The organism is Rhodococcus sp. YL-1, assembly GCF_001942025.1.
Lineage (GTDB): Bacteria > Actinomycetota > Actinomycetes > Mycobacteriales > Mycobacteriaceae > Rhodococcus_F > Rhodococcus_F qingshengii.
In genome coordinates this window covers 1640949-1659848 of the sequence record NZ_CP017299.1, presented here as the reverse complement: position 1 = coordinate 1659848, position 18900 = coordinate 1640949, and the positions used below count along the sequence as shown (strand labels likewise).

General features: G+C 61.7%; 19 protein-coding genes. 10 read left to right on the top strand and 9 right to left on the bottom strand.

The annotated features are described in order from the left end of the window. Positions 1-3: 3 nt before the first annotated feature. The 9 genes from BH682_RS07800 to BH682_RS07760 form a co-directional block, all read right to left on the bottom strand. The gene (locus BH682_RS07800) at positions 4-1026 is read right to left on the bottom strand and encodes an alpha/beta hydrolase (protein ID WP_075832614.1); all 1023 of its coding nucleotides are present in this window, start codon (positions 1024-1026) and stop codon (positions 4-6) included. A 132-nt stretch (positions 1027-1158) separates the two neighbouring features. Then, on the bottom strand, positions 1159-2178 hold the full coding sequence (locus tag BH682_RS07795) for an alpha/beta hydrolase (protein ID WP_075832612.1): 1020 nt from the start codon (positions 2176-2178) through the stop codon (positions 1159-1161). A 68-nt stretch (positions 2179-2246) separates the two neighbouring features. Next, positions 2247-3887: a class I adenylate-forming enzyme family protein gene (locus tag BH682_RS07790; RefSeq protein ID WP_003941478.1), complete on the bottom strand. Its 1641-nt coding sequence runs from the start codon at positions 3885-3887 to the stop codon at positions 2247-2249. A 9-nt stretch (positions 3888-3896) separates the two neighbouring features. Next, entirely contained in the window at positions 3897-4601 is a 705-nt protein-coding gene (locus BH682_RS07785) for an ABC transporter ATP-binding protein (RefSeq protein WP_054781647.1), read from the bottom strand. 1 nt (position 4602) lies between these two features. Continuing rightward, positions 4603-5376 (bottom strand): ABC transporter ATP-binding protein, encoded by a 774-nt coding sequence (locus tag BH682_RS07780; protein WP_075832610.1) that lies wholly within the window; start codon positions 5374-5376, stop codon positions 4603-4605. Continuing rightward, positions 5373-6401, bottom strand: coding sequence for a branched-chain amino acid ABC transporter permease (locus BH682_RS07775; protein ID WP_054781648.1), 1029 nt, complete (start codon positions 6399-6401; stop codon positions 5373-5375). Before BH682_RS07775 ends, BH682_RS07780 begins: the two co-directional genes overlap by 4 nt. Further along, a complete protein-coding gene (locus BH682_RS07770) occupies positions 6401-7276 on the bottom strand; it encodes a branched-chain amino acid ABC transporter permease (RefSeq protein ID WP_020906730.1) in 876 nt (291 codons plus the stop codon). Before BH682_RS07770 ends, BH682_RS07775 begins: the two co-directional genes overlap by 1 nt. Positions 7277-7291: 15 nt before the next feature. Next, positions 7292-8476, bottom strand: a complete 1185-nt coding sequence (locus BH682_RS07765; RefSeq protein WP_064074216.1) for an ABC transporter substrate-binding protein — start codon at positions 8474-8476, stop codon at positions 7292-7294. 126 nt (positions 8477-8602) lie between these two features. Then, the gene (locus BH682_RS07760; protein WP_003941474.1) at positions 8603-9343 is read right to left on the bottom strand and encodes a TetR/AcrR family transcriptional regulator; all 741 of its coding nucleotides are present in this window, start codon (positions 9341-9343) and stop codon (positions 8603-8605) included. Between the two features lie 267 nt (positions 9344-9610). Between BH682_RS07760 and urtA the strand changes: the two genes are divergently transcribed. The 10 genes from urtA (at position 9611) to BH682_RS07710 (ending at position 18894) form a co-directional block, all read left to right on the top strand. Then, a complete protein-coding gene (gene urtA, locus BH682_RS07755; RefSeq protein ID WP_007735391.1) occupies positions 9611-10867 on the top strand; it encodes an urea ABC transporter substrate-binding protein in 1257 nt (418 codons plus the stop codon). A 54-nt stretch (positions 10868-10921) separates the two neighbouring features. Next, positions 10922-11806, top strand: coding sequence for an urea ABC transporter permease subunit UrtB (gene urtB, locus BH682_RS07750; RefSeq protein ID WP_003941514.1), 885 nt, complete (start codon positions 10922-10924; stop codon positions 11804-11806). Next, positions 11803-12909: an urea ABC transporter permease subunit UrtC gene (urtC, locus tag BH682_RS07745; RefSeq protein WP_007735392.1), complete on the top strand. Its 1107-nt coding sequence runs from the start codon at positions 11803-11805 to the stop codon at positions 12907-12909. Before urtB ends, urtC begins: the two co-directional genes overlap by 4 nt. Then, complete coding sequence (gene urtD / locus BH682_RS07740) at positions 12906-13742, top strand: urea ABC transporter ATP-binding protein UrtD (protein WP_007735393.1); 837 nt, start codon at positions 12906-12908, stop codon at positions 13740-13742. The genes urtC and urtD overlap by 4 nt, the downstream gene beginning before the upstream one ends. Positions 13743-13745: 3 nt before the next feature. Further along, entirely contained in the window at positions 13746-14438 is a 693-nt protein-coding gene (urtE, locus tag BH682_RS07735) for an urea ABC transporter ATP-binding subunit UrtE (RefSeq protein ID WP_003941544.1), read from the top strand. 1 nt (position 14439) lies between these two features. Beyond that, complete coding sequence (locus tag BH682_RS07730) at positions 14440-15129, top strand: GntR family transcriptional regulator (protein WP_042923309.1); 690 nt, start codon at positions 14440-14442, stop codon at positions 15127-15129. Between the two features lie 136 nt (positions 15130-15265). Next, entirely contained in the window at positions 15266-16255 is a 990-nt protein-coding gene (locus tag BH682_RS07725; protein WP_039973481.1) for an LLM class flavin-dependent oxidoreductase, read from the top strand. Positions 16256-16264: 9 nt separating this feature from the next. Next, positions 16265-17461 (top strand): MFS transporter, encoded by a 1197-nt coding sequence (locus tag BH682_RS07720; RefSeq protein ID WP_075832608.1) that lies wholly within the window; start codon positions 16265-16267, stop codon positions 17459-17461. 96 nt (positions 17462-17557) lie between these two features. Further along, positions 17558-18364: an SDR family NAD(P)-dependent oxidoreductase gene (locus BH682_RS07715; protein WP_075832606.1), complete on the top strand. Its 807-nt coding sequence runs from the start codon at positions 17558-17560 to the stop codon at positions 18362-18364. Beyond that, the gene (locus BH682_RS07710) at positions 18361-18894 is read left to right on the top strand and encodes a carboxymuconolactone decarboxylase family protein (protein ID WP_003941526.1); all 534 of its coding nucleotides are present in this window, start codon (positions 18361-18363) and stop codon (positions 18892-18894) included. Before BH682_RS07715 ends, BH682_RS07710 begins: the two co-directional genes overlap by 4 nt. Positions 18895-18900: the final 6 nt, after the last annotated feature.

Below are 18900 nucleotides of genomic sequence, written 5' to 3'. Positions count from 1 at the left end.
GCGCTAACGCACGTGGTCGCGTAGGAACGCGACTGTGCGATCGAACGCGATCACCCCGTCCACGGTGTCGAGGTCGAACTGATATTCGTGGTCGAGTGCAGGCTCGTGATCGTCCGGGTAGAACAGTGCATCGACCTCGACGCCCAGATCGGCGAGCCGTTCTGCCATGGGTTTCGACTGGTTGGCGGTCAGTGGGTCGATGTTTCCGCCGGTGATGAACGTCGATGGAAAGGTCGAGGTGACGTGCCCGAGTGTCGACATCTGACCCACTGCAGTCGACCCGTCGAAGTCTCTTGTTCCGAGGTATCCCCACAGCGATTGCTTGTCGACGCCCCAACCGAGGTACTTCCCCTGTGACAGCAACGGTTTCAGATCGTAGACCCCACAGTCGAGGACAACTCCGCGTATCTGCTCGGGACATAATGCCGGCTCCACACCCATTTCCGACGCGTAGTCAGGGCTGGTCATGACGGTCGCCAACTGACTGGACAACTGCGCGCCTGCCGAATCTCCGGCAAGAAAGAGGTTGTTCGAATCGACATGCAACCTGTCCGCATTGCTCACGATGAATCGATACGCGTCGTTAAGCTGATTCACTGCGGTGGGGTAATACGCGTCCGGCCCCAGTGAATAGTCCACCGAAATCACAGTGAACCCTTGATCGGCCAGTAGTTTGAAGTAACCGTCGGTGTCGGTTTTCGAACCCGCTATCCAGCCGCCGCCGTGCACCCAGACCACCGTCGGTAGCGCCGAAGTGGACTCCGACGGGTAGTAGACGTCGAGTTGTGCATCGTCGTCGCCTTCGCGGTACGACTGATCGAGGACCGAGACGATTCCTGATGGTGCATGTCTGTCGAGTTGTGCGTGTGTCGCTTCGGAGCCACCCGCTGACATCCACCGTACGACGAGAACTCCTGGCCACGGACTGACGAGTGCCGCGGTTACCCCGGACAGCAGAATGACGACGAATACCGCCGCGGTTCCGACAATGCGCCTTCGCCGTCTGTCGGGGGAAGACGCGCGCACAACAACTCCTGGGGTCGGATCGGATTCACCCAGGCTAGACCAAAAGGACTAGTTGAGAATTCCCTGGCAATGCACCCCGCGGAGCTTTGTCCAAAATGACCATTTTCGCAGTGGTTCACCACAATCCGACATTTAGCCGGTATGAGCCTCGAGAAACTGAACCGTGCGATCGAGCGCAGTGAGACCGTCGGCATTGTCCAGATCGAACTGATACTCGTGACCGAGCGCCGGAACGTGATCGGCCGGATAGAACAGTGTGTCGACCGCAACTCCCAACCCGGTCAATTTGTCAGCCATCGGTTTCGACTGAGAATCCGTCAACGGATCGGCGTTGCCGCCGCTGATGTAGGCAGGCGGAAATCGATCGGTGACGTAGTTCAAGGTCGACATCTGATCCGCTGCGTCGGTACTCATGAAGTCACGCACACCGGTATACGCCCAGAGGGACCGATCAACTCCCCAACCGATGATGCCGGGTCCGCCGACCAGGTTCCCGACGTCGTAGATTCCACAGTTCAGGATTACTCCACGTAACTGATCCGGCCGCAGCGACGGGACCACGCCCACACGGTTCGCATAGGCGGGATCAGTGATGAGAGTGGCGAGCTGACTCGAGAGTTGCGCTCCCGCAGAATCACCCGCCAGAACGACCGTCGTCGGATCAACATGCAGCCGTTCCGCATTCGCGACGACGTACGCGTGAGCGTCGTTGAGCTGCCGCACTGCCGTCGGATAGTGGTGCTCAGGTCCGAGTGAGTAGTCCAGGGACACAACTGTGTAGCCACGCGAGGCCAGCAACTCGTAGTACGGCGCGTAGTTGGACTTGCTTCCCGAGATCCAGGCACCGCCATGAGTCCAGATCACCGTAGGCAATGCGGTCGTCGTCGCTGCGGGAAAGTAGACATCCAGGTATGCGTCGTCGTCATCGGCGCGGTACTGCTGGTCCTTGATCGAGTCGACGCCTTCGGGCGCGTGCTTCTCGAGCGCCTCGGTGACTTTCACCGCATCACGATCGAAGACCCATCGCACGGTGAGTGCGCCAGGTCTCGGGCTCAGAACGAAGGCCAGAACCACGGCTCCGACCAGAACGAACACAATTGCCAGAGCCCACAGCAAGCGCCTGCGCCACCGATGCGGTGAAGGGTTCGTCATCGGGTTTCCTTCACTCTCGGCACAATGTCCGGATCAGCGTAACGCGAAGCCGGTACCGCCAAGTGCGATCAGCCGAGTTCAGCGATCCGCCTCTGCGCGAGTGCCTTGACTTCACCCTTGGCTACTTTGCCGCCTGCCGCCATCGGCAATTCGGCGACCGTCATCACGTACTCGGGTATGTACTCGCGGGTCACTCCTCGGCTCTGCAGCCAGGCGGTCAGATCCTCCGAACTCAGATCGTCATCGGCGGACACGACGACCGCACAGACCTTCTCACCGAACAGCGGATCGTCGACCCCGACCACGGCGACCAACTCCACCGAAGGGTGCGCGCGCACGTACTCCTCGACTTCGACCGCGGAGATGTTCTTGCCGCCACGAATGATGATGTCGGCTTTGCGCCCGACCACACGCACCCGTCCTGTCTCGTCGATCTCGACGATGTCGCCGAGAAGCATCCAACCGTCATCGGTGTACAACTCGTCGTTCGCATCGGTGTCCCCCCAATAGCCCTGACACATCAGCGGTCCGTTCACCCCAGGCTGACCGCGGCGGACGGAGCCGGTCATTTCCTTTGCCGCATCGTCGAATACACGAACTTGCATGCGATCGATGACGTGGCCGCACGTCTTCAGTCGGGTATCGGAACCGTCCGAAACCGTCGTCACCGAGACGGCGCCGGTTTCGTTCGATCCGTAGAACTGCAGGACAGCCGCTCCGGTACGTTGTTCGAAGGCCAGTGCCTCCGAATACGGCACGGCTTCACCACCGGTGAACATGAAACGAAGTGACGAGAGATCGGCCGATTCCGCGGCCTCCGAACGCAACAGCATCTTGAATTGTGTACTCACACAATTCAAAGCAGTCACCCGTTCGCGCTCGATCAACTCGATCATCACCGAAACGTCGAAGCGTTCCATGACGACATTGCGAGCACCGAGTAGTGCCGGCAGGAAATGCGAAGTCCAGAGGCCGAATCCGAAAGGTGCCGGAACCGCGCCGAGGAACACCTCATCCGAACCGATCGCCGCCGCCTCGGCGGCAATCTCGGAGAAACCAACCCAACGATCCTCGGTTTGTGTGACCAGTTTGGGTAGGCCCGTTGTGCCGGAGGTCGAGTTCAGCATCGAAACGGCTGACGTGACAAAACACGGACTGGTTGCGGGGAACTGCTTTAACTCGACCGGCAACGAGGTGAGTTCGCCGTTCGCGCTCACGCGTTCGAAACTCACGTCGGCGCGTTCGTCGGCGAAGACGACGTCCAGTCCGGGATGCTCTGCCCGCAGACTCGCCACGAGTTCGGCGGTATCGACGCCGCGCAGCGTGCGAGTGGTGACGAGAACGGAGGCTTCCGAGCGGGCGATCAGATGAGAGATCTCGCGAATACCCGAGCGCGAACCGATTCCGACCGCGACGCGGCCGGTACGAAATGCTGCGCAGAGAGCCGCATGAAAGACAGCGGTGTCGGGGAGCAACACGGCTACATGTCCGTACCCCTCACCAGCTAGATCCAGCGCCGACGCGATCGCATCGGCAGCCGCGTCGTACTGCTTCCACGACACCCTCGATTCCGGAGTGACAAAGGCGGTTTCGTCCGGGATGGTCTCAGACCAATGCCTGACCATTTCGCTGATGCTGACGCCGGCGAAGCGGTCCGGATTCGTGGCGAATTCACCGACGGTGAAGTCGAGTGTCTTCGTTTCAAGCATGATCGTCGATCATCTCCCGTCGGCGCTGAGGACGCCCATCGATTGTTTGTACGCGTTGTCCAGTGTCGCTGCGGAATCGCATTCGTGGACGAGTTCGCCGCGCTGCATGACATATCCGCGGTCGACAACCGATTTCAGTGCAGTAAGTGCCGGTTCCGTCACGATGACGGTCACACCCTCGGCGGCCAGACCCCCGACCAATGCTCGCAGCTCCGCGACGATTTTCGGTGCCAGTCCTGTCATCATCTCGTCGAGGAGCAACACCTTCGGGGTTTCCAGAAGGGCCCGCCCCAGAACCAACATCTGCTGCTCACCACCGCTGAGGACCCCGGCATAACTCTCCGAGCGTTCACGCAGGATCGGGAACCTCTCGAAAGCTGTTTCCACGGCTTCGGCTTTCAATCCCAGCAGGTCTGCGCCCACGCGTAGATTCTCGCGAACGGACATTCGCATGAACAGTTGCCTGCCTTGGGGAACGTAGGCAAATCCGCTGCGGACACGATCCAGTGCCGATAATTTCTGGATCTCTCGACCATCGAATTTGATTGTCCCGGTGGCGGGAACCGAGCCGTAGATGGATCCCGCCAAGCTGGTCTTGCCCGCACCGTTCGGCCCGACGATGGCTGTCACTTCACCGGCGGGAGCGGCAAGGGAGACTTCCCGGACGGCGACAGCGGATCCGTATCGAACTGTGACTCTGTCGAGTTCGAGCATGTCAGGCGCCTTCCTCGTATTCGGAACCGAAATAGACTTCTCGCATCGCGTCGCTGGCCAAGCACTCCTGCGGTGGTCCGTAGAACGCCACTGATCCGAAATTGAGCAGCACGATCTTGGTTGCGAGCGCCGCGATGAGATCGACGTTGTGATCAACCAGGACTACTCCTTTGCCCTGCGCGGCAATCGATCGCACGGCACCGGAGATGGCAGCGATGCCGTCGTGATCCGCGCCGGCAAACGGTTCGTCCAACAGGAGGACTTCGGGTTCGGTCGCCATCGCCCGCGCCACCTCGACCAGACGCTGCGCCCCCAAACTGAGATCCCCGCAAGCACTCTCGACGTCGGTGACCGAGTATCGCGCAGCAATCTCCCGGGCCCGCTGTGCTGTCCGGTCCCAGTTCTCGAAAGGTCCTTTGATCGCCCACCACAGCGAGTGCAGAGGTGAGGTGATCTTGTGCCCGTACAGTCCCGGGATGATGTTGTCGACGGCGTCGAGTTCCGCCGCGAGCTGCGGATGTTGAAACGTGCGCGAGAGCCCTTGCCGTGCACGGCGCTCCGACGGCCCGGTCAAGGGAGCACCCGCGAGCGCGACGGTTCCGGAGTCTGCTTGCTGAGTGCCGAAGATGCAGTCCACCAGTGTGGTCTTGCCTGCCCCGTTCGGGCCGACCAGTCCGATCACCTCTCCCTGTCCGACGCTGAACGAGACATCGTCGACAGCGCGGACGCCTCCGTAGGACTTGTGGAGCCCGCTCACTTCGAGTAGCCGAGTCATCGATTGCCACGCTCCTTGTACAGACGGTTCATTCGACCCAGAACGTTCTGACTCCACCCGATCACCCCACCAGGCGCGACGATGAGGATCACCAGGACGGCTCCGGCAAGCAGGAGTTCGCCACTTCCCTGGTACCCGGGCATATTCAGCGTCACGATCACCACGATCAATGCACCGAGCGGAGCACCCCACGCCGAACCGCGACCGCCGATGATCGGCATGAAGATTGCGAGGAAAACAATACTGAGAGTGAAGGTTTCAGGAGTGACAGCCTGCACCGACACGGTGAACAGCGATCCGCCGGTCGACGCGATCGCAGCACCGATCGCCAGCGCCACGACGGTCAGGTGCGCAGGATTGACGCCGGAAGACCGTGCGACATTACGATTGTCGCGGGCAGCTTGCAACATCAGCCCCCACACCGATTTCCGGAGTCGATCCACAGCGACCGCGATCAGACACACGAACAAGATCGCGAACACGACCAACACATAGCGCGGTGGCTCCCAGCCGAACATCGTCACAGTCTCGACACCCGAGATCCCGGCCGATCCGCCGGTGAAACTCGGCCCGTCGATCAACCAGTGCTCGAAAGCGATACCGAACAACAAGGTCACCGCGGCAAGGTAGAAGCCGGAGAGTTTCTGTGTTGCCAAGCTGAGGAGTACTGCAACCGCTGCAGCGGCGAGGGCGCCGAGAATCCATCCCCACCACATCGACAACCCGGTCCGAACCGAGATCAGCGCAACGGCATACGCGCCGATCGCCGCATACGCGCTGTACGCCATCGACAGTGATCCCGCGAGCACGAATGGCACGTACATGCCGAGTGCGATCAGCGAATACGTCGCAGCGAGGAACACCAGATCCTGCCGGTACAGACTCGGCCCCATCCACAGCAGCACGGCAGCAACCACGACCACGGTGATCAGCGCTTCTCGTGACAGGGCGAGCATCCTCGTCCGGGAACGGCCGGATGTAGTGGGCGGATTTGACGTCAGCGGACTGGTAGAAAGCGAGGCCATCAGACGCGAACCTTCCTCGAGAGCAAGCCTTCCGGACGGAAAGCGAAGAACACCAGGGCAATCAACAGAATCGCGGTTTGCGCAGCACTCGCACCGAAGTAGTACGGGGCGAATACCTGGACGACGCCCAACACCATTCCGCCGATCAGCGGAGCCCAACTTCGGCCGGTACCACCGATGACGAGTGCGATGAATGCCGTCAGCGTCCATGACAGACCGCTCGTGAACTGAACACCGGCCTTGGGAGCGAACAGAAGTCCGGCGACGGCGGCGATCACACCCGCGAGGGTGAACGCGATGAGGCGTACCCGATCCACCGGCAAGCCCAGGACGCGGGCGGCATCCGGACTGTCGCCGACGGCGCGTAGCAGACGGCCCGAGGTGGACCGGTTCAGCCACAGTCCGATACCGACGAAGATCACGGCAGTTCCGACGACGAGTACAACGGTCGAACTGTCGACGGTGGCACCGAGCACCGATATCGGATCGAAGTCGAAGATCTTCTGTCCGGGAAGTGGTGTTCGGCCGAAGACCGTGCCGGCGAGCTGCTGGATCCCGAACAGTACTGCGGTCACCGCCACCAACGCCGGTAGTTCCCCACGACCCGAACGCTTCTGAACCTGTTTGACCACAAGCTTTTCCGTCAGGATCGACAGCGCCACCGCTACCGCGATCCCCAGCGGCATGGCAATCCAGAGAGCGAGCCCGTAATTGATCGCGACCCAACTCGACGCCATGGCCGCAGCCATCGCGTACGGGCCCATCGCAAAGTTGAAGAAATCGGCGCCGACCACCACGAGATACATTCCGAGGGCTATCAGCGAGAAGAAGGCACCGATCTCGATGGCTGCGAGCCACAGTTGTGCGTCTGTCATGTCAATGCTCCTCGGTTATCCGCACGGGGGCTGGTAGGAATCCCACGGACGGGCAGGCTTGTTGTCCTCACCGAATTCGACGAGTACCAGGCCGCAGAGGCTGTCCGGAGCCAGGTGATCCTGCGAGGAGAACGACAGTGTCAATCCGTCCTGGCCGAAGCTGGCGGGAAGTGCCGAAACCTGTTGAAGAGCATCACGAACGGCCGTCCGATCTCGGTGGTCGCCGGCAATTTCGATTGCCTCGGCCAACATCATGACGGCGTCGTACGCCTGTGCGTCGTAGGCGGTCAGTTGATAATCAGGCCCCTTCACCGCCTGCACCTTGCGACGCAGTTCGGCGGTTCTCGGGTTGTTCTCACTGAGCGAGCCCATGTACACCATGCCGCTCAACGCCTTCGGGTCCGCCAAAGCCCAAGATGCGGGCTGGTTTCCGATGGAAGCGAGTGAGAAGCGTTGCGTCTGCGGGGTGACCTTCGACAAGGTGTTGTGCGCGAGGATTTCGAAGTGCCCGCCGATACTGGCGACCAGAATCGCGTCCGGTTCGGTTTCCGCGAGACGTGAGACCTGTGCGGTGATGTCCGCGGCATCGACCGGCGCCTTTTCGACGCCCGTCACTCTCGCGCACTTCTCGAGCGCCGGCCGCAGGGTCTTGATGATTCCGTCGATGGACGCACTCGCGTCACCGAGAATTCCCAGGGACTTGTACCCCATCTTCTCGAAAGCCCCGCAGTACACCTGGGCGTACTGCTTCAACGAGTTCGGAATCATGAACGAGAAGTCGTTGTCGGGCGCCGAGGCAAAGGCGTCGCTGAGAACGACCGGAGCTATCGCAGGAATCTTCGACTGCTGGAGAATCGACTTGGCCTGCAGCACCGACCCGCTGCCCGTGGCGAGGATGACCGCACTGGACCCGTGATCGACCAACTTCCGAATGATCGACGGGGTTTTGGTGGGACTGCTCTCGTCGTTCTCGACAACCAATTCGACTTGCTTACCGTTGATTCCGCCCGCCTGGTTGATCAGGTCGACGGTCATCCGCACCGTCTTGCCGGCGATCGTGCTGTACGACGCACCGGGCCCGGTGGAGTCCTCGTCCAAACCGATGACGATGGTGTCTTCGGGAATGACACCGGCAGATGCGCACGCGCTCGCCCCGAGGACCACTGCCGCGCAGACGGCGATCGCCTTTCCGAGTCTCACATCGAACTCCCGTCCAAACTGTGCTTGGTAAATCAAACAAGCGCTTGATTTACGAGTGTGGACAGAAGTATGCACTGGGTCACACTGATAGTCAAAATCCGAACTACACGCGCAGGAACTGCGGTGTTACGGCTTCTGCAGCTGCCGGATCGACGAGCTGAGTTCGCGAATGACGGACTTCAATTCGTCGACATCAGAGCGGAGTTCGGCAAGGTCCGAGTCGGGAGATTCGGTCTGCGCTTCCTTCTTCGCCGTGCGCCGCGCAATGCGTGCCACCGGCTCGCCGTCGACGGAACGTGCGGCAAAGCCGTCCAGGAAAACCGAAATCAGATTGCGCTGCAGATCTTCGGCCAATTCGGAAAGCTGCGGGCGATACTGCGCGACGGTGGACCAGACGGATTCACGCAGGAGACGGTGAAACTGTTCGGGATCGATGTCTTCCCGAAACTCCGCGTCGGCAATTCCGCGAGCGATAGCCGATCGCCAGTAGCTGTGTGCCTTCTGAACCAGGATGGTGATGGGCGCGTCCGCCGGTTGCGACGAAAGTATGGCTTCTCCCTGATAGACCTCCGTGGCATACGGGTGATCCACCGCCGAGGCAAAAGAGACCGACACCATCGTGGCCAGGCGATTTCGAGCCGAACCTTCCGGTTCGATCGAGTCCTCGTACCGGACGTTGAGATCTTCGAGGAACCGGACGACGATCTCGTTGGCTATCGCATCCTTGGAGTCGAAGTAGTGATAGAGGCTGCCGGAGAGGATCCCGACTTCGTCGGCGATGTCTCGCACCGTCGTCGCGGCGATCCCCCGCTCACTGAACAGCTTGGCCGCATGAGCGAGTATTTCGTCCCGTCGGGTCGAGCGCACGAGAAGATCCTTCCGACGTTCCGATCGTCAAGCGAGTGCTTGATCAATTTCTCGTCGATGCTAACACCGCACCCTCGCTGACCTGCGGTGTGAGGTCCTGGACACCCAATCGAAACACCGGACACACACTTGTCACCGACAGTCATTCCACCGCAACAACTTCCACCTACTCTGTGCACTCGACGAATACAGCGTTGTATACGCACTCCGGATACAGATCTGTCAGAGCCATTGTCTGCCAGAGCCATCGACACGAAAGGCCCGTACATGCGAACCTTCTCGAAGCGCACCCTTGCCGCGCCGGCCGCTCTCGCCGCGCTGGGCTTGGTTCTCACCGGCTGCGGAAGCAAGGCAACAGACACCGCATCGGGAGATTCGACGGCTACGTCGTGCGTCGACACCTCGGGGGACACGATCAAGGTCGGTTCCCTGAATTCACTCTCGGGCACCATGGCCATCAGTGAAGTGACGGTCCGCGACTCCATCTCGTTGGCGGTGCAGGAGATCAACGATTCCGGCGGTGTACTGGGTAAGAAGATCCAGATCGTGGCAGAGGACGGCGCGTCGGAGCCGACAGTGTTCGCCGAGAAGGCCGAGAAACTGATCAGCAGCGATTGCGTCGCAGCAGTTTTCGGTGGCTGGACCTCCTCGAGCCGCAAGGCCATGCTGCCCGTGTTCGAGGACAACAACTCTTTGCTCTACTACCCGGTCCAGTACGAGGGACTGGAAGATTCGAAGAACATCTTCTACACGGGCGCAACGACCAACCAGCAGATCATCCCGGCTCTGGATTACCTGAAGGAGAAGGGCGTCAAGTCGCTGTATCTGGTCGGCAGCGACTACGTGTTCCCGCAGACCGCCAACCGCATCATCAAGGCGTACGCGGCAGCGAACGGCATCGAGATCAAGGGCGAGGATTACACGCCTCTGGGTTCGACCGACTTCTCCACCATCGTGAACAAGGTCCGCACAGCCGACGCCGATGCCGTGTTCAACACACTCAACGGCGATTCCAACGTTGCATTCTTCCGTGAATACTCGAATGTCGGCCTGAAGCCCGCCGACATGCCCGTCGTCTCCGTCTCCATTGCGGAGGAAGAGGTCGGTGGTATCGGAGTCCAGAACGTCGAAGGCCAGCTGACGGCGTGGAACTACTACCAGACCATCGACTCCCCCGAGAACAAGAAGTTCGTCGCGGCGTACAAGGCAAAGTTCGGCCAGGACAAGCCCACGTCCGATCCGATGGAAGCGGCATACACCTCCGTCTACCTCTGGAAGAACACCGTCGAGAAGGCCAACTCGTTTGCGGTCAAGGATATTCAGGACAACGCCGACGGTGTGACCTTCCAGGCGCCCGAAGGACTCGTCACCATCGACGGCGACAACCACCACATCACCAAGACTGCCCGGATCGGCGAAATCCGTTCCGACGGACTGATCTACACGGTCTGGGATTCGGGACAGCCGATCGAGCCGGATCCGTACCTGAAGAACTACCCCTGGGCTGAGGGGCTCGGTAGCTGATCGACAAAAGGCGGAATTGACGGAATCGACGAGTAGAGAGGTGGAGCGTCTGTCATGGATGTTGTGATCGGGCAGTTGTTCACGGGTTTGAGTATCGGATCGATTCTCCTGTTGGCAGCGTTGGGGTTGTCTCTCACGTTCGGGCAGATGGGTGTCATCAACATGGCACACGGCGAGTTCATCATGGCCGGCTCGTACACCGCATACGTAGTGCAGCAGGTGATCTCGAATGCAACGGGATCGTTGATCATTTCTCTGCTCGTCGGTTTCGTCGTCGGCGGACTGATGGGTGTCGTGCTCGAAGTGGTCCTGGTATCGCGGATGTACCACCGACCCCTCGACACGCTGTTGGTGACATTCGGCGTCGGATTGATCCTTCAGCAGTTGGCGCGCGACATCTTCGGCGCGCCGGCAGTCAATGTTTCGGCGCCGAGCTGGCTTTCGGGCGGGGTCGATATTTTCGGCGCCGTGGTGCCGAAAACCCGCATCTTCATTCTGGTGTTGGCGATCGCAGCGGTGATCGCACTTTCGGTCGCACTGAAGCAGTCGTCGATGGGTAGACGCATCCGGGCCGTCGTCCAGAATCGCGATCTGGCCGAGACGAGCGGAATCTCCTCTCGTCGTACGGACATCACGACCTTCTTCCTCGGTTCCGGGCTCGCCGGCGTCGCGGGTGTCGCGTTGACGCTCATCGGTTCCACCAGCCCGACCATCGGCCAGTCCTATCTGATCGACGCCTTCCTGGTTGTTGTCGTCGGCGGTCTCGGTCAGATGAAGGGAGCCGTGATCGCAGCCTTCGCCCTCGGCATCTTGAACTCGTTCATCGAGTACTCGACGACGGCGTCGATCGCGAAGGTGATCGTGTTCGTCATCATCGTCGTCTTCCTTCAAGTTCGGCCGCAGGGCCTGTTCGCAGTCAAGACGAGGAGCCTCGTATGAGCATCCTGAACAATTCCCGAATTCGGGTGTGGGGCGGTTTTGCACTTGCCGCGATCGTGCTGTTCGCCGTCGCTCCGGCTGTGCTCTCGGACTTCAGGCTGTCACTGTTGGCCAAATTCCTGTGCTTCGCCATAGTCGCTGTCGGTATCGGTTTGGCTTGGGGCAGAGGCGGAATGCTCACGCTCGGCCAGGGCGTCTTCTTCGGAATCGGCGCATACGTGATGGCGATGCACCTCAAGATCGCCGATGCAGAACTCAAGGGCGACGCGGTCCCGGACTTCATGTCCATCGCCGGCAAGACCGAACTGCCGGGATACTGGCAACCGTTCGCCTCGCCATTCGTGGCGATCTTCGCCATACTTTTCCTGCCGGCCGCTGTTGCCTTTCTCCTCGGACTCGGTGTGTTCAAGCGGAGAGTCAAGGGCGCGTACTTCGCGATCCTCTCGCAAGCACTCGCCGCGGCTTTCGCGATCCTCTTGATCGGCCAGCAGTCGATCGGTGGCAGCAACGGCCTCAACCGCTTTCGCACGTTCTTCGGTTTCAACCTCAACGATCCGGCGAACAAGCAGATGTTGTTCTTCATCGCCGCCGGAGTTCTTCTCGCATCGGTCGCTCTGATTCGCCAGCTGATGAACTCCCGATACGGCGAACTCCTCGTCGCCGTCCGCGATCAAGAGGAGCGCGTACGTTTCCTCGGATACGATCCGGCGAACATCAAACTGGTCGCCTACGTGACCGCGGCGTTCCTCGCCGGTATCGCCGGCGCGCTGTTCGTTCCGATCGTGGGCATCATTTCCCCCGCCGACGTCGGGATCGTCCCGTCCATCGCTTTCCTCATCGGGGTCGCGATCGGCGGCCGCGCAACGCTTCTCGGTCCGGTACTCGGTGCGATCGGCGTCGCATGGGCACAGTCGACATTCTCGGAGAAACTCCCTTCGGGATGGATCTACGCGCAAGGGCTGATGTTCATCGTCGTGGTCGGATTCTTCCCGGCAGGTGTGGCCGGATTGTTCGCCCTGATGCGCCACCGCAAGAAGCGTGAGACCCCGGCCGACCCACCGGTCAAGGTCTCCCAACCCGAACCAGTGGAGGTGTCGTCATGACCAACACAACCGCCACCAGCGAACCCACACCGGCACTGGGCGGCAACGCCGGAATGTCGTCCGAGTACCTCGAAGTACGGAATCTTTCGGTCAGCTTCGACGGCTTCAAGGCCGTCGACGGCGTCGACTTGACCCTCATGCAGGGCGACCTGAGGTTTCTCATCGGCCCGAACGGGGCTGGAAAGACAACGTTGGTCGACGCCATCACCGGACTCGTTCCCGCGACGGGTTCCATCACTAAGTCCGGCGAGCAACTGCTCGGCAAGAAGGTTCACAAGATCGCCCGCCTCGGCGTCGGGCGAACCTTCCAGACGGCAAGCGTCTTCGAAGAACTCTCGGTGCTGCAGAATCTCGACATCGCGGCGGGAGCCGGTCGCTCGGCGTGGAACCTGCTCCGAAGGCGCAAAGGTGTGCTTCCCGAGATCGAAGAGGCGCTGGAGACAACCGGGTTGGAGCACCTCAGGGACACCGCCGCAGGCATTCTGGCGCACGGACAGAAGCAGTGGCTCGAAATCGGAATGTTGTTGGTACAGAACTGTTCCGTGCTCCTGCTCGACGAGCCCGTCGCAGGCATGAGCCTCGAGGAGCGCGAGGAGACCGGGAACCTTCTGCGGCGCATCGGCGGTGCGCGAACCGTCGTCGTAGTCGAGCACGACATGGACTTCATGCGATCCTTCGCCACGTCCGTCACAGTGCTCGCCGCTGGGAAAGTGCTTGCCGAAGGAACTGTGGCGGAGGTCCAAGCCGACCCCAAGGTGCAAGAGGTCTACCTCGGCACAGCCGCTGCCGGAACCGATCTCGGCGCCGACACCGAACCGACCCCGGAGGACTGAATCATGCTCGAGCTCGTCGACATCCGCGCCGGCTACGGACGCACCGAAGTGATCCACGGCGTATCCCTGCTGGTTCCCAGCGACGGAGTTGCGGCAGTCATGGGTCACAACGGTGCGGGTAAAACCACCTTGCTGCGCGCCGCCGTCGGTCTGATCAAACCTACACGGGGAAAGGTACTTCTGAACGGTGAAGACATCACCGGTCTACGGCCGAGCGCCCGCGTCGCTCGCGGACTTGCCTACGTACCCCAGGGTCAGCAGTCGTTCGGACAACTGACAACTGCCGAGAATCTTCGGGTGGTCGCCGACGGGCGCAAACGCGGAAAGGCACTCATCGCAGAGGCATTGGATCTGTTTCCCGCACTCACCACGCTCCTCGACCGTCGCGCGGGACTTCTCTCCGGTGGGCAGCGACAACAGCTTGCCATCGCTCGCGCCCTGATCACCGAGCCCAAGATCCTCATTCTGGACGAACCAACCGAGGGCATTCAGCCCAACGTGGTCGCCGAAATCGAAAGAACCGTCATGGAACTCACCGAGCGCGGCGATCTCGGTGTCCTCCTCGTAGAGCAGCACATCGGTTTCGCGCTCCAATCTGCTCAGCATTACAGCATTCTCGCGGCCGGACACGTGACCTCGACCGGTGAGGGCGGCACCACGTCCACCGAGGCGGTTCGTCGAGCGATGGCAATCTGACATGAGTGTGCGGCCGCCGCTGCGCGAACAGGTTTACCGGTCGATCCGAAACGATCTGATGTCCGGTCAGATCGCGCCCTCGGAACGACTGGGCGAGGAACGCCTGGCCCATCTCTACGGTGTCTCGCGAACACCGGTGCGCGAAGCGCTCGCGAAGTTGGAATCCGACGGGCTGGTCGAGCGCGACGAACACGGCCTCTTTCCGTACCGACCGCACCTCGACGAGTTGGGTGGCCTCTACGAGCTGCGCATACTCCTCGAGGTACACGGACTTCGGCGGGTACTCGACGGTGAGGCCCCCGCTCATGATCGAGACGCGCTCGGTTCCGAACTCGACAAGTGGTACGCATTTCTCAAACAGATGCCGGTACCGGACGCCGGTTTCGTGACGCTCGACGAGGAGTTCCACATCGCGCTCCTCGCCTCGTCCGGAAACCACGCGTTGGTCGACGCTCTTCAGGCCGTCAACTCGAAGCTGCGCCCCGTGCGGATGTTCGACTACCTGACTCCCGACCGTATGAAGGCCACCGTGGAGGAACATATCGCCGTCGTCGAGCTGGTTCTGGACGGCAAGATTCCGCAAGCACACGAGGCACTGGTGTCGCACATCGACATCTCTCGTGCGGTTGTCCTCGACCGTGCTCGTCAGGCCCTCTCGTTGGCCGCCATGGCCAACGCTGTGCGGAACTGATCGAGCGGGAGTCACCGCCCCTCCGAAAATCGCACTTGCTCAGCGTGGGAAGGCTCTCGGAAATAGGAATGGACTCACAGCGGTTGCACCTCACAACGACGCTTGCGTTCTATTCGCTGAGAAAGGCACCACATTCATGGCCGTCCCACTTTCCATCCTCGATCTCGCCCACATCGGCGACAACGAAACCGCCAAAGACAGCTTCGACGCCAGCGTGACCTTGGCGCAGCGCGCCGAGGAGTGGGGTTACAAGCGAATCTGGTATGCCGAGCACCACAACATGGGTTCCATCGCGTCTTCGGCCACCAGCGTTCTGATCAGCCACGTCGCCGCGCACACCAGCAAAATCCGCCTCGGCGCCGGTGGAATCATGCTGCCCAACCACGCGCCGCTGACGATCGCCGAGCAGTTCGGCACCCTCGAGACTCTGCACCCGGGTCGCATCGATCTCGGTCTCGGTCGCGCGCCCGGTAGTGATCAGAAGACCATGCAGGCTTTGCGACGCGACCCGAGTTCCTCGGACAGCTTCCCGCAGGACGTACTCGAGCTTCAGGGCTACCTCGGCGACACTTCGCGCGTCCCCGGAATCAATGCCGTTCCCGGTAAGGGCACTCACGTTCCGCTCTACATTCTCGGATCGTCACTGTTCGGAGCCAAGCTCGCCGCGATGCTCGGCCTGCCGTATGCATTTGCCTCGCACTTCGCCCCCAACGCCCTGCGCGACGCCGTCGCGATCTATCGACGCGAGTTCAAGCCGTCGGAGCAGTTGGCGGAGCCGTACGTCATCGCGGGCGTCAACGTCATCGCCGCCGACACCCATGAGCAGGCTCAGCAGGACTTCCTCGCGGCCAAGCGTTCGCGCGTCAGCCTTCTTCTCGGACGCGGACGCAAGTTCACGGACGACGAAGCGGACATGCTGCTCGACTCCCCCGCGGGTCAGCAGGTTCTGCAGATGACCAAGTACAGCGCCATCGGCACGCCCACGGAGGTCCGCGCCTACCTCGACGAGTTCACCGAGCATGCACAGGCCGACGAGCTGATCACGGTGTCGACCGGCACCAACCGCGAGGCTTGGTTGCGCACGTTCGAACTCCTCGCCGACGTGAGCGATCTGGTACCCGCCTAAGCTGCCGGTATGGGCGATCCATCCCGTCGCGGGTTCATCTCGGTACTGGCAGTTCTACTTTCGACGGGTTGGGCCGCCAACCACTTTGCTTCGCTCATCCCGGTTCTCCGGGTGGACGAGGGTCTTTCGCATACCGTGCTCGACGGTGTTTTCGGTATCTACGCGCTCGGACTCCTACCCGGCCTGTTAACCGGTGGAGCACTGTCGGATCGCGTCGGCCGAGCTGTAGTCGTCCTGCCCGGAGCGCTCATAGCCTCGCTCGGAACCTTGATTCTTCTTCTCTGGCACGACGCGCCCGGGCTCATGGTCGGGCGCCTCGTTGTCGGTATCGGTGCCGGTCTGGCAATCGGCGCCGGCACCGCGTGGGCGGCTGACCTTCGCGGCAAGTCCGGAACCGTGATGGCGGGCGTAGTACTCACCTCGGGTTTTGCACTGGGACCACTATTTTCGGGTCTGTTGGCACAATTTGCCGCCTTCCCACTCGCTACGCCCTTTGTCGTCTCGGCCGTCTTGTCGGTGGGTTCGGTTACCGCGGCAGCTGTGTGGAGTCGTACACCTGCTCCCACCAAAGCTGCAATGTTCACACAGATTCCCGACCGCGCAGAGCGGTCGGGAACCGGTGTGAAGGTCGCACTGCTCTGGGCACTTCCGTTGGCGCCATGGGTGTTCGCCAGCGCAACAGTGTCTTTCGTGACCATGACGGCCAGGCTCGGGGACCGCTACTCAGGTCCTCTCCTTCCGGGTTTCGCGGCGGCGCTGACTCTGGGTGCTGGAATCCTGGTTCAAACCGCTGCGCGCCATCGCAATTGGGGTCCTCAGGCCGGCACGGTCGGCGCCGCACTGGCGGCGCTCGGATACTGCCTGGTCGCCGTCGGCGGCGCGCACCCCGCGCTCGGGTTGTTCATCGTCTGCGCGCTCGTCCTCGGTACGGCCTACGGACTGTGTCTACGCGAGGGACTGCTCGACCTCGAGTCGCTGGCTCCCCCCGCCTCGCGGGGCGCCCTGACCGGGATCTTCTACGTCGGCACCTATCTCGGATTCGGACTGCCGGTGCTACTGGTTGTCATCGAACCCACGATGGGTCCGTCGCTGCCGTTGGTGATCCTCGCCGCTGTTGCCGCCGTCGTTGCCGTGGTCCGATTCCGTCGATTGCGGTCGACCCAGGCTTCCTCGTCACATCCGCGTCTCGAAGCCGCATCGGTCTGAACACCCGTTCGGACGGAGTTGGCGGTACTTGCAGTCGCAGCTACCCGGCGGTGTTAGCGTCGGAGGACCAGAAGGTCACTGCGTAGGGACACAGCAATGGGCAAGAGCGAGGCGGGCAAGGCCGAATCGGCCAAGAGTAGTGCGGACGACCTGACGGGTCGGCGCATCCTGATCACCGGCGCTGCCCGCAATATCGGTTCTTCGCTGGCCAGACGCCTGTACGACCGTGGTGCGTCCGTGGGACTGCTCGGCCTCGAGCCGGAACTTCTCGAGCAAGTCGCCACTTCCTGCGGCCGCGCGCCGTGGCAGTTGTGCGACGTCGCCGACCTCGAGCAGGTATCTCGCGGCGTCGACTACATCGCTCAGAAGCTGGGAGGCATCGACGTCGTCGTCGCCAATGCCGGTGTCGAGGCGAACTCGTCGATCCTCGGCGGCGACCCTGCGGACATGCGCCGCGCCGTCGAAGTCAACCTCATGGGCACGTACTACACCCTGCGCGCAGCCGGTCCGCACATCAGTCACGAAAACGGTTACGCCCTGGTGGTCGCCTCGGCTCACGGCGCCGCCAAGCATCCGTTTCGCGGACCGTTCGGTGCTTCGCGCGCCGGCGTCGAAGCCTTGGGTGACGCGTTGCGCTTGGAAATGAAACACCTCGGCACCAAGGTGGGCGTCGCGTATATCGGCGACATCGACACCGATACCACCGCACTGTCGTTCGACGGAGCACGCGGAACCCTCGCCAGCGCCGGCACCACGACCGTCGCTGACGCCGTCGACGCGTTCGAGCGCGGTATCGTCGGCCGGAAGTCACGCGTACACGCGCCACGCCGCAGCGCCGCGGTTCGCCACATCGCGCAACGAGCTATCGACCTCCGTCCCTCTCACATCCGTGGAGTCGCATGAACCCCCGCATCCCGCCCGGCCGATTCAAGGACCTCGGTCCGATCAACTGGGGAATCTGGCGTGTCCTGTCGAAGGCTGCCGGAGCACCCGATGCGCATCTGTTCAGCACCTTGGGGCGCACGGGCGGACTCTTCCGCGGTTGGCTGCACTACTCCGGCTCACTCATGCCCGGCGGCAAGATCTCTCGCCACGACACCGAACTGATCATCCTGCGGGTCGCGCACCTGCGGGACTGCGGTTACGAGATGGATCACCACATCAGGCTCGGCCGCAAAGCCGGAATCGACGCAGAAGAACTGGCCCGAATCATCGAGGGCCCTGGCGCTTCCGAGTTGAGTCCGCGTCACCGTGCGATCTTGACTGCGGTCGACGAGTTGGTCACCACCAAGGACGTCACCGACGACACGTGGGGAACGCTCTCGCAGCATCTCGACGATCGTCGGTTGATCGAATTCACCTTGTTGGTCACCCAGTACGACGGCCTGGCCACCACGATCGGAACCTTGCGGGTTCAGCGCGACTTCTCCTGAAGTTCC